This is a genomic window from Enterococcus sp. (assembly GCF_022711995.1).
In the GTDB taxonomy this organism is placed as follows: Bacteria; Bacillota; Bacilli; order Lactobacillales; family Enterococcaceae; genus Enterococcus_D.
Genome location: NZ_JALAHI010000070.1, coordinates 1 through 12,071, shown reverse-complemented (window position 1 = coordinate 12,071; position 12,071 = coordinate 1). Strand labels below are relative to the sequence as shown.

The 12,071-nt window shown below is 41.9% G+C and carries 11 protein-coding genes; 2 read left to right on the top strand and 9 right to left on the bottom strand.

The annotated features are described in order from the left end of the window. The 7 genes from Q0A12_RS06850 to Q0A12_RS06820 all read right to left on the bottom strand — a co-directional run. Window positions 1–886 (bottom strand): helix-turn-helix domain-containing protein (locus Q0A12_RS06850; protein ID WP_291291917.1); only part of this gene is annotated, 886 nt, incomplete at its 3' end. 425 nt (window positions 887–1,311) lie between these two features. After that, window positions 1,312–3,081, bottom strand: a complete 1,770-nt coding sequence (locus tag Q0A12_RS06845; RefSeq protein WP_291291916.1) for a hypothetical protein — start codon at window positions 3,079–3,081, stop codon at window positions 1,312–1,314. A gap of 5 nt (window positions 3,082–3,086) precedes the next feature. Further along, window positions 3,087–4,109, bottom strand: a complete 1,023-nt coding sequence (locus tag Q0A12_RS06840) for a DUF916 and DUF3324 domain-containing protein (protein ID WP_291291915.1) — start codon at window positions 4,107–4,109, stop codon at window positions 3,087–3,089. 8 nt (window positions 4,110–4,117) lie between these two features. Continuing rightward, window positions 4,118–4,828, bottom strand: a complete 711-nt coding sequence (locus Q0A12_RS06835) for a WxL domain-containing protein (RefSeq protein WP_291291914.1) — start codon at window positions 4,826–4,828, stop codon at window positions 4,118–4,120. Window positions 4,829–4,876: 48 nt separating this feature from the next. Further along, window positions 4,877–5,533, bottom strand: a complete 657-nt coding sequence (locus tag Q0A12_RS06830; protein ID WP_291291913.1) for a WxL domain-containing protein — start codon at window positions 5,531–5,533, stop codon at window positions 4,877–4,879. After that, on the bottom strand, window positions 5,530–5,835 hold the full coding sequence (locus Q0A12_RS06825) for an LPXTG cell wall anchor domain-containing protein (RefSeq protein WP_291291912.1): 306 nt from the start codon (window positions 5,833–5,835) through the stop codon (window positions 5,530–5,532). Before Q0A12_RS06825 ends, Q0A12_RS06830 begins: the two co-directional genes overlap by 4 nt. Before the next feature lie 423 nt (window positions 5,836–6,258). Beyond that, a complete protein-coding gene (locus Q0A12_RS06820) occupies window positions 6,259–7,314 on the bottom strand; it encodes an LCP family protein (RefSeq protein WP_291291911.1) in 1,056 nt (351 codons plus the stop codon). A 386-nt stretch (window positions 7,315–7,700) separates the two neighbouring features. On the opposite strand from Q0A12_RS06820, the gene Q0A12_RS06815 reads away from it, so the two are divergent. Beyond that, window positions 7,701–9,425: an ABC transporter ATP-binding protein gene (locus Q0A12_RS06815; RefSeq protein WP_291291910.1), complete on the top strand. Its 1,725-nt coding sequence runs from the start codon at window positions 7,701–7,703 to the stop codon at window positions 9,423–9,425. Continuing rightward, window positions 9,422–11,176, top strand: coding sequence for an ABC transporter ATP-binding protein (locus Q0A12_RS06810; protein WP_291291909.1), 1,755 nt, complete (start codon window positions 9,422–9,424; stop codon window positions 11,174–11,176). The genes Q0A12_RS06815 and Q0A12_RS06810 overlap by 4 nt, the downstream gene beginning before the upstream one ends. A 73-nt stretch (window positions 11,177–11,249) precedes the next feature. On the opposite strand, the gene Q0A12_RS06805 is transcribed toward Q0A12_RS06810, so the two are convergent. Together Q0A12_RS06805 and Q0A12_RS06800 are read right to left on the bottom strand one after the other, a co-directional pair. Continuing rightward, entirely contained in the window at window positions 11,250–11,522 is a 273-nt protein-coding gene (locus Q0A12_RS06805) for a GNAT family N-acetyltransferase (protein ID WP_291291908.1), read from the bottom strand. Further along, the gene (locus Q0A12_RS06800; protein ID WP_291291907.1) at window positions 11,522–11,800 is read right to left on the bottom strand and encodes a (4Fe-4S)-binding protein; all 279 of its coding nucleotides are present in this window, start codon (window positions 11,798–11,800) and stop codon (window positions 11,522–11,524) included. The genes Q0A12_RS06805 and Q0A12_RS06800 overlap by 1 nt, the downstream gene beginning before the upstream one ends. Window positions 11,801–12,071 lie beyond the last annotated feature (271 nt).

Below are 12,071 nucleotides of genomic sequence, written 5' to 3'. Positions count from 1 at the left end.
TCGCCGAAAAGTGCGCACAGGTTGTATCCGTTTCAGAAAAAGGAATGGTTCGAGACGGCAGAATATAAATAGAAGTGAAAAAAATATACATATAGACTGGAAAGGCTTCACTTCCCGGGAATGCTGCTGCATCGATCATAGTAAAATAGACTTGACGAATCTTCTGGTAGAGGGAATCTTGACGAATCGTTAAAAGAAACTCTTGAGAAAATGTCTCTGTCAGTAGTTGATTTTTTGATTGTTGTAAAAAAATGGTCGACCAGACATAAAACTGTAATTTGACATGAAACGGAAAAGTCACTTCGATTTTTTGTTCTAAAAACTGTAAAAAACGCTCGATCTCAGGCCGATAAAATCGTTTATGTATTTCAGACATTGGCAGTGTAAACCAATAAAAGTAGTAAAAAAAATAATGCTTATCTAGCATCGAACCGATGATTTTTCCTTTTTTAATTTGAATGTGATAGGTTTTCAGAAACTCATTGATATGTTGAAAATGCGCATAAAGGACAGATTCTGAAAGAAAAAAATAATCGGTCAAGAATGGAATCGTGCAATTCGGCTTTTGTTGCAAGAGCGCTAATAATTGATAATCAATCGATTGTTCAAAAAAATGAAACAATATAAATTTTAGACTTGAATGGTCCGACTTTGTTAGTGAGTAGCAGACGGTATTTCCCTTAACCGTTTGAAGCAATTGAATGCCAAACCGTTCTTGTTGCGCAAGTAACGCAATATCTTCCAAATGACTTTGCAATAAGAAGTTACTTAGCTTCACTTGTTTGCCTAATTCTTTCTTCGATAAAGGACCATCCGCATTCATCAGCTCTTCAATGATTCGTAATTTATTGTAGTCATTCTTATTCAATAACTCCTTTAATTCCATAATTATCTCCTTGTATGATCCCTCTCGCCAAATAATCCCCAATTATTCTCTAATGACGCTGGGCTGTAGAATAAGGACAACCACTGAGCATTTTTCCATTAGTTATCAGAATGTCACAAATACAGGTAACAAATAAGGTTTATAAAAAAATGGGTAACCGTCTCTTTTATGCCGTCCTCATTTTATCCAAAATCATGAGTGAAAGCAATGACGGAAATGACGGAGTAGAAAACTTTCTTGATTGCTACTTAACAGATCAATCAACGTAACTGGCAGAGTGGCTGTCCTTCTCTTAATTAGCTCTGACCAATCTTTGTTGCAATCCCATCGTCTCAAATCTCCCTTTAAGTAAAGAAAACCCGAAACAGCACAAATAATCGGTCTCTCAAAAATCCTCCCCACGATGTTTGAGAGACCGTTTCATATTAAGGTGCGTCTACGATCGTCCATTCGAGATCCGAACGATAATTGCCCACCACATTTCCGCTAGGCACATCTAGTTGGAAATAATGGGTTTCATCTTGAACTAACGCATATTCATCTTGTCCTTTTTGCAGGACGGGTACTTCAATACTCTCTGACAATGGCGAAAGGAGTTGTTTTTGATTATCAGAAACAAAACTTAGTACCGATCCTTTTAGCAGCTGGTCCTTGTCTTTAAAAGACGACGTTTGTTTGACCATGAGATGCCAAGCGGCTGGATGATTGGCTGTATCCGTCACCAAGACGGTTGCACGTTCAGCTGGTTCTGAGACCACTTGATTGGAAATAGGAATCGTTGGAAACTGAAGAATCGGGCTGACCTCTTTGAAGCCTAAGATATCCGGCTGAACATTTATGGAGAATGTAGCAGTCTGAAGGGCTCGCGCACCATCACTGTCTTTCACATCAAAAACAACTTGGTGCTTGCCTGTAGTCAGTGAACCCACTTCAAGTTTTCCTTGGTAAGTCTGCCATTGTCCAGCAACTGTGTTTTCTTTTTGATCCAGAAGAACTTCGGCGCCATTGTCAATAGTATAAGATAGTGCTACTTGCTGACTATCTGCATCTTGCCACCGGAATTGAAAAGGCACTTCTTTCGTTGAGGCATAAATATTCTCTGTCGCCCCTTCGGCTGGATCATCCAGTTGTATCTCTGGTGCTTGATTCATTTGCTGAACCTGCAGATTCGTTGTGTCACTAGCCGTTTGCCCATAATTGTCGTTGATGGTAAGGATTGTTGGAACCTCTTCCGCTTTCGTAACAGCCTGGCTGAGATCAACTGTCATCTCAAAGGTGCCATCATCTTTAAAGCTGCCTGCAGGGATGGGAATCGTTTTACCGTTAACCGTCAATGTTTGACTGACCGTCGCAGAAGGATCACTATGCCACGTCCCACTCAAATGCACCGCATCTAGATGACGGAAGTCGATCACTTGGTCTTTTGTATTCGTATCAAAACGAACGGCTAATGCTTGAATCCCGGGCATTTCTGCTGTTAGAAAACCATGATCAAAGTCAAAGTCTCCTGTGATATTGAGACTACTGTCAAACATGGCACTGTGAAAAGTAAACCCATTGCCTACGTGGGTTTCAATTGCTTTTTTGGTGACCTTTGCTTGATAACTCAATGTCACCACCGTACCTTTGTTCACTAATACATTTTTTAAGCTAAACTGATCTGAGTAATAGGGCTCTTGATCAAAGTCAGGAATCTTGTCGGATGCTTCCACTTTAATCGGGGTCATTACCCCATTGTATTGAAACAAGTCCCCGTAAAATTTGGCATAGAGATTGAATGTAGTATCGATGATTTCCTTCGGTAACTCTTTGCTGCTGGGAACAAACTCTCCGGAATCAACGATATCCCCAAAACGGATACTATACGTAGGTTGGCCGATCAATTCTAAGCCCTGATTCTCATCCGGATAAAGAATGACCATTGAAGATTGATCAAAAGAATCATCCAGTGGTCCATCATCGAGTTTTGTTAACTCAGTCGTCACTGTCACAATATCCCCTACAGAAGTGAAATCCGGTGAATGATCTTTGGTATAGGTCAATTTTGCTTGAACATGGCCACCTAAAATAGTTGACTCGGATTGATTCACTGGCCAGCTCGCTGCATAAACAGATTGACTCGTTAACAATGTAGTAACAGCGAATAATCCTAAAAGGATCCCCAGCATTCCCCATCGATGCCTATTTTTTGCCATTTGCTTCACCGACCTTTGTTTTGTTGTTTGATCAACTTATAAGTTAAAACGAGGATCACAGCTATTAATACCCCTCCGATAGCGAGAATATAGGGAAGATAATCCAGCGGTTGTTTCTCGATCACAGCTTCTTTATTGATTTTTTTGACGGCAGCTGCTTTGATGGTAAAGTCCTTTGTCAGATGCCATTTTTTCCCCGTATCTTTTTGCACGGCATCCATTGAAAGGGTATAGTTGCCAGCTTTCAGCTGTTGCTTATCCAAGTCAACAGGAAATTTAAAGTTTGTATTGGGTGCCATTGATACCGCAGCATTCTCGGCAGAATACAAGACTTCTTGCCCTTTTTTGGTTATTTCCGCTTTGATATCCAGTTGATTGATGATTCCTGCTGTAGGATTTTGCAGCTGAGCAAAAATCGTTGTATAGGAATTTTGCAGACCTGGTTCTACCGACAGCAGCTTGAGATCTGGCGACACTTGATCAAAACTATTTTGCAGTTTGATGCCGATCACATAGGCATATTTATTTCTAATACCTGTGCCATCGACTTTCTTCGTTTGATCCTCTTCTTTCTCAACGTGGATGCCGCCTAAAACGATGCCTTTAAATGTGGTAGCAGGCATTTTCACTTGAAAAGCCACGTCTTTGTCTTCACCGCCTTTAAGCGTGATTTCCTGTTCTTTTGGGGTAACAAGTTGGTTTAACTCATAGGTAGCAGAAGCATCTTTTTTAAACGATGGTTGACTGTAGTCGATGACACCGTTGCTATTTGTTGCGGCGTTATTGACTTGAATCAAATAGGTTGCCGCTTTCGCCGAATGATTCGCCAAGTGGATCGAAATTTCTTTCTGATCTTTTGGTGTTAATAAAAGATCAAAATAGGAAGCATTGGTATTTGTTTGAAACTCAGGAATATTGGCAGAAACACTATAGCCATCTGCAGCAGTTTCAGCAGCAAAAGCCGGTTGGCTCCACACGAAAATAAACAAACAACCGACCAAACGAAGCACGTAATTCATTGTTTTCATGGAATCGCCTATTCAGCAGGAGTTGCAGCAAGGGTCCATGTGATGGTTGCTGTATACTCTTTTGCTTCAGCAGAACCAGCAGGAACTGCCAATTGAACATTTTCATTATCGCCTTCTGTCCCATCGAATACATCTAACCATAAGCCTTGACCTGCTAATGAAGAAGCTGTCATGACTGTCTTTGCTTCATTATTATCAAAGGTGACATCTGATGTCACTGGTGCAGCACTGAGATTATCTGAAGTTGTCTTTGCTTCCCCATTCTTAAAGGAAAGGACTGCGCCTTTTAATTCGCTTTTATCTGTTGCCACAAATTTTGAGGCAGCAGCAGTTAGTGTCCAGCCCTCTTCTACCCCACGCTTATCTGTGATTTGTACGCGAGGTTCAGCATTTTCCGCATGGTATACTTCATCGCCAGCAGAAATTTGTTTTGTTCCAAAGGTAATGTTTGAAACATAGTCTAGTGATAAGGGCCCATTGTCTCCTGTTCCATGATTGTCTGGATCATCTGGGTCAACTGGATGGTTTGGATCGTCTGGTTCGTCAGGATTGGAAGGATCAACTGGTCCGTCAGGGTCTGTATTATCACCGGTAAAAGTGATTTTCGCTGTGGAGGTTGCGGAATCACCGGTTTGGTCAGCAGAAACAAGGACAGTGCCGATCACTGTGCTGGAAAGCAGTGCAAGGGATGCGAGAGAAAGTGTTGTCATTTTTTTCATAGGGAATACTCCTGTTCTTTAGTAAGATTAAGTAGGGTCATTGCTTGATTAAGCTGGTGCATCAGATAACGTCCAGACAAGGGTTGCCGCATAGTTCCCTGCTAGATTTCCTGCTGGAACTTCTAAATGAACCGCTGCAGGGTCCATTTTATCCCCCCAGACGCCTAATCCTTTGTTCGCTGCGGCAGACATGATGGTTTGTGCCGAATCATTGACACTGACATTATAGGTTGCAGCTGGCTGATCGACTGCGATATTATCGTCGGTTGTGGCCGCTTCGCCAGTTGGTAACGTCAATTTCGCGCCTTTTAATGTGTTGTCGCCATCAGTGAAACCTTTACCATCATAATTCACTTGCAACGTCCATCCAGCACCGGTTCCTCGCAAGTCGGAAACTTGAGCTAGCATCGATTTACTTGGTTTTTGTGCCGTGTAGGTTTTGATGGAAGATCCGATGGTTTGCGTTCCAAAATCAATGTTTGATACATAATCGATCCGTAAATTACCTGTGTCTCCCGTAGGATCATTGGTTGGACCATCATTATCGTCAGGATCAACGATCGGTGTACTTGGATCATTATTATCATCAGACGTTTGCAAACCTATTTTGGCCGTGCTGGTGGCATCTTTTTCTGCTGCGTTTGCAACAACTGCTCCACCTAAAATAAAGGCACTAATCAAAAGGGTAGGTAAGATTTTTTTCATTTTTTTGTGTCTCCTTTCCGTTTATAAATTGCTAGTAGGGCTACTAAAATTACGACGACCCCAAAAGAGGATAAATGTTGGTTGCGTTCGCCAGTTTTCGGCAACTCACCTTGGTGTGCTGTAGAATCCCCTGACTCTCCTGTTTTAGACGTGGACGGCTCTTCTGGATGAGCTGCCGATGTGGTTGTTCCTTCAAACGTTATGCCGGCGGTACTTTTGGCGGTAGCCGCAAATGTTTCTTGCCCACTGAACAATAGTGCAAAGCAAATGAACATAAAAGGAACTACTTTTAAATACTTCATCTGGTTCCTCCTGAATCGTATCCTGCAGTGTCAAGTAAAGACTGTAGGAATCTCTTTTCTCTCCCACCTCTCTGCACATTTTTCTTAAACAAAAGGAAGCAGCTCTTCCCTCTTGCCTCATGCATGTTGTACTGGATTCTGTCTACTGTCTTGATCAATGATAGAATTTGCTCTTAGACGGCTAAATGGCCTTTGGAAAATTCCTCAAACAGTATAACGCCATTCCTGTTTTATTTTTTCTGGAATAATTTTCATTTTATTTAAAAAACAAGAGAAAAAAGTTATTTTTTAAAAACATCATTTTTATAAGAGTTTTCTGACGAAATATTATTTTTAAATAACAAATAAAAACGACAACGCAACCGATCAAGACAGTCAAAGATAACAAAAAAAGAAACGCCGCAGCGTTTCTTAGAGGTTGGATTAATAATTTCCTTCCGTATTCGTCGTTTGACTTTCAGAAGTTACTTCATCTGCGCGACCTAGTGATTTGAGCAGATCATTGCGGATTTCATTATAAGAGTCATCTTGAATATACACGACTGACTGGCCGTCGTAAGACTCGCCATCGTACCATTCATAGGTATGCTTATCGATAGAAAATCCGGAGAGCATATTCCCAGCTAGTGAAACCAAATCTTCAAACTTAAAGTTGGTGTTGACATTATCACTTACAGAATCAAGAATTTCTTGATACTTCGTGACATTGTTGATCTTCAAGGCTTGACTGATCGCAGCTTCAATGACTTCTTGTTGGCGATTTCCACGATCAACATCCGTATCCATTTTTCGGATTCGAGCAAAAATCAATGCCTGCTTACCATTTAGCAACTGTCGGCCTTTTGGAATCAATGTTTTCCCTGTATTGTCTGAAGTGTACTTTTCATTGATATCATAAGGGACATCAACGGTCACACCACCAATGGCATCGATAATTTTTTCAAAACTGGTAAAGTTGATCTTCACATAATAATCAATGGGCAGATTTAGATAATTTTGGACGGTCTCAATCGTGGCATCTTCTTCACCAATAGCAAATGCGCTATTGATTTTTGCGGTATTAACGATGGTTCCATTTCCTGTACCATCATAGATGCTGGTCCAAATATCCCGCGGCAAACTGACCATGTCGATTTTTTTGTTTTCCCCGTCATAGACCATATAAATCAAACTGTCCGCTCGTGTCGTATCTAGATGCTCTTTCTTTTCCCGTTCTGCATCGTTATCGACTCCCATTAAAAGAATACCAAATTTTGAATCAACATTTGCCGATTTCAATGAATTATCTTTTTCTTTATTCGATTTAATGACAGCAGATTCCTTAAACATTTTATCGACAGAATGTTTTGCAGCATAGTACGTATACCCTGCGAATAAAAAGATACCGGCAATCGCAAAAAGGACGACGCCTCCAATCAATCGGCGTTTATTACGAGCACTTCGGGCTCTTTGTTTGCTGAATTTCGACTTTCTATCCATAGTGCCTCCTTCATGTTTCCTACTTCGCTTCTCCGATTGTACCAGATTTTGTTTTCGGCGCCTATTTTTTTAAGACATTTTTATTTTTTCCCTGAATTTTTATACTTTTCATTGACAGAAAATACAAAATCTTCCAGACCAACGCCTCTCTGAAAATCCACCCGGTTGTGGTATCGGTCATGAAGAAGGTATGAAAAAGCAACTTGTTTTCTGAAATAAAAATGAAATTTTCTTTTATTGCTTGATTGCTCCCTCTCTCTTTCGAACTATGTTAAGATATTCTAGAAATGAAAGACTCTCTTAGTAGTAAGTTCCAGCGAGAAATTCCTCTCCTTTTAGATATTTTTTCTCTTTCATTGACTATTTCATTTTTATAGGAGGCTGTTATGATTGGATTGTTACGCTATGCCAAAGACTACCGCAAGCAAATTGTCTTAGGCCCTTTTTTTAAATTTTTAGAAGCGGTGTTTGAACTGGTTCTCCCACTACAGATGGCTGCACTGGTGGATCAGGGGATTCGCCAAAACAATTGGTCCAAAGTGGTTGAAATGACTCTGTGGATGATTGCCATGTCTGTGATCGGTATGATCTGCGCGGTTATTTGCCAATATTACGCAGCGACGGCCTCCCAAGGCTTTGGCACGGAACTGCGCAATACATTGATGAAAAAAATCAATCTGCTTTCCCACAATGAATTGAACTTATTTGGCACAGATACATTGATCACTCGAATGACTAATGATATCAACCAAATGCAAGTGGCATTAGCCATGTTGATCCGCTTAGTTGTCAGGGCACCTTTTTTGAGTATCGGTTCCGTGATCATGGCATTTGTGATCGATTGGCAAGCGGGCTTGATCTTCGTATGCGTGCTGCCGCTATTTTGTCTTATTTTATTTTGGATCATCAGCAAAACAGTGCCTTTATATAAGAAAGTTCAGATTCGCTTAGACGAATTGAACGAACTAGTCAGTCAAAATTTGAGCGGTATTCGTGTGATCCGTGCCTTTGCGCGAACAAAAACAGAAACCCAACGATTTGATCGCGCAACCGATGATTTGACGAATGTCTATATCCGTGTGACTAATCTTTCCGCGTTATTGACCCCGGCTACCACACTGATCATGAATGTAGGGATCATCGCCCTCTTTTATTTTGGCGGATTCAAAGTGAATATTGGAAATTTGGAACAAGGGGAAGTATTGGCATTGGTCAATTATATGAACCAAATGTTGTTGGCACTGATCGTCGTTTCAAACCTCGTGATTATTTTTACCCGCGCGGCGGCCTCTGCTTCCCGAATCAATGAAGTGTTAGATACAGAACCTTCGATTAATGATGGCTTATCCGAAGTTTTTGTCGATCAAAGAGACCAAGCAGGGGCTCTCCGTTTTGAACATGTGGACTTCCGCTTTTCCCCTAATTACGGCTTAGCGTTAAAAAACATCGATTTTGAGATCGCTCCGGGAACCACTTTGGGAATCACCGGTCCTACTGGTAGCGGAAAATCGACATTGACCCAATTGATTCCACGCTTTTATGATACTGCTGCCGGTAACGTGATCGTTGCTGGTCACGACGTGCGGAAATGGCCGTTGGAACAATTAAGGAAAAAAATTGCGATGGTTCCCCAAACTGCGGTGCTCTTTACTGGCACGATTCGAGAAAACTTGCAATGGGGCAAGAAAGATGCGACCGATGAAGAATGTTGGCAAGCACTGGAGATTGCCCAAAGCCGAGACTTCGTTGAAGCATTGCCGCAAAAATTGGATACGCCGATTTTTGAAGGGGGCAAAAACTTTTCTGGCGGGCAAAAGCAACGATTAACGATTGCCCGAGCCATTATCGCCAAACCCGATATTCTGATCTTAGATGACTCGTTAAGCGCATTGGATTATCAGACCGATCTTGACTTGCGGATGGCACTAAAAGAAAAGATTCGCGGCACGGTCATTATTATTTCTCAACGCGTTCGTTCGATTCAAGACGCACATCAGATTCTAGTGCTTGATCAAGGAAATCTGGTTGCTAAAGGAACCCATGAGGAATTGATGGTCTCATCGAAGGCCTATCAAGAAATCGTGGCATCGCAAGAGGAGGAAGAAGAATGAAAAAGAAATCCTTTGATTGGACTGCCTTTCGCCGCTACTTGCCTTATCTCGCTGTCTATGCCAAAGAAACTTGGACCGCTGTCGTTTTAGGGATCGCCGCAGGAATTTCCACTGTTTTTATGACTTATGAAATTGGTCAAGCGGTGGATAAAATGATTGGTCCTGAACAAGTCCGCTTCGACGAACTCTATCGCATATTAGCGTTGTTTGGCGGCGTTGTCCTTGTGACCGTTGTCAGTCAATGGCTGATCCAGCGTTTAGGCAATCGAGTGGCCTACCTGTCAGTGGCAGATTTACGCAAAGAAGGCTTTGCTCATCTGAATACATTGCCATTACGCTATTACGATCAAACCTCCCACGGCAATATCGTCAGCCGCTTTACCAACGACATGGATAACATTTCCATTGCCGTCGCTGCTGTTTTCAATCAGTTATTTTCAGGTATTTCTGTCGTGCTGATTGCCCTGGTGGTCATGTTCAATATGAGTGTTCCGCTAACGCTCGTGGTTCTTGTCTCAACGCCGATCATTTTTATGGTCAACTGGATCGTGGCACGAACTTCGCAATCAGATTTTGCCCGTCAACAAGAGATCGTTGGGGAGATTTCCGGTTTTGTTACGGAAATGATTGGCAATCAAAAAATCGTCAAAGCCTTTGAACGGGAAGCCGTCAATCAAGAACAATTTGAAGTGATCAATGATGAACTGAATCTTCGAGGACGAAAAGCGCAGTTTTCTTCTTCATTGACCAATCCACTCTCACGATTTGTCGATCACCTTTCCTATCTTTCAGTGGGTTTTGTCGGCGGCTTACTATATTTTTCCGGTTCGGGTCTTGTCACTGTTGGGGTGATTTCCAGTTTTACGATCTATTCTAGCCAATTTTCAAAACCATTTATTGAATTATCCGGTATCACCACTCAGATTCAGACGGCATTAGCTGGTCTGGCACGTACTTTCCAATTATTGGATCAAGTGCCTGAGACGGCGGATGACACAGCCTCGCAGCCGATGGCTAAAATCAAAGGGCGAATCGACTTTGAAAATGTGGCTTTTGCTTATGATCCGGGGCAAAAGCTGATCGAGGACTTTTCTTTTACAGCTGAACCAGGCGAAACGGTGGCAATTGTCGGAAAGACCGGTGCCGGTAAATCGACATTGGTCAATTTGCTGATGCGTTTCTATGATGTCGATCAAGGAGCGATCCGAGTAGATGGCGTTGATATTCGTCAATTGCAGCGAACAGCATTACGAAAGAGTTTTGGTATGGTGCTTCAAGATACCTGGCTGTTTGATGCTTCTTTACGGGAGAATCTTCAATACGGCAATGACACGGCTACCGATGAAGAAATATACGATGCTTTGAAAAATGCCTATATGTATGAATATGTCATGCGCTTGCCCGACAAACTGGATACGCCGATTGGGCAACAAGGCATCAAGATTTCCGATGGGCAGCGACAATTACTGACCATTGCTCGTACTATGATCAGTAATCCCCCGATGCTGATCCTCGATGAAGCCACCAGTTCAGTCGATACACTGACGGAAAAGAAAATTCAGGATGCCTTTTTGAAAATGATGGAAGGAAAAACCAGTTTTGTTATCGCCCATCGCTTATCTACGATACGTGCGGCCGATAAAATATTGGTGATGGATGCTGGGCAAATTGTCGAGCAAGGGACCCATGAGGAATTGTTAGCGAAAAAAGGCTATTATTACCGTCTCTACCATGCTCAATTTCAACATTGACAGTCCCATGATGATAGATTTATGATAAAAGAAGTGGTCTCCCCAAGGGAAACCACTTCTTTTGTCATTACTGTTATTTACTCCAAACATCGCCATATTCTGGTTTGCCCTCGAATTCTTTTTTGGCAAATGGGCAAAGAGGAATAATTGTTTTCTTTTCTGCTCGTGCTTTTTCTACCCCTTTTGCCACTAATTTTTCTGCTAATCCTTGTCCCCGATAAGCAGGATCGACAAATGTATGGTCGATGATCATTCGCGTAGCACCGGCATCCGACCAGGTCATTTCCCCGATTTCCTTCTCATCATCCAACAAAACAAACCGATTCTTTTCTTCTCTGATTTCCATTAGTTTTCTCCCCTTACTATAAATCGTAACGCACCCTTTGGACAAGATTGGATCACTTGTGCCACTTGCTCTTTGGGCCCGTTATCGGGAATAACCCATGGGCGGCGCCCCACCTCAAAAACCGCAGCATTGCCTCTGACGCAATTGCCGCTATGAATACACCGCTCTTTGTTGTAATAAACATCCAGTGCTGATCCGCGATACTTGCGATAGCCATTGGCGAGCAATTGTTCTTCTGACTGCCCTGCTAGTTGTTCCTCTTCTGAGTGTTCTATCATTGCTTCCCCTCCGTCGCTCTATTTTTAGTTATTTTCCTAATCATAAGCCAAATCATTAAAAAAATAAAACAATCCTACTTTTTGATAGAAAAACATCCCTAACATTGGGAAGAGAGATCAATTGCATTAAAAACATACTAAGATTAGAGGGTAGAGTCAGTGACGGCTGATTCTACCCTCTATTTTTCTTTTTGGATTATAGTGAGAAGTGAGAGAAAGCTCGAACATAGTTCCATGAGCGTAGTATAAGCCCGCAGTAAAAACCGAGCTT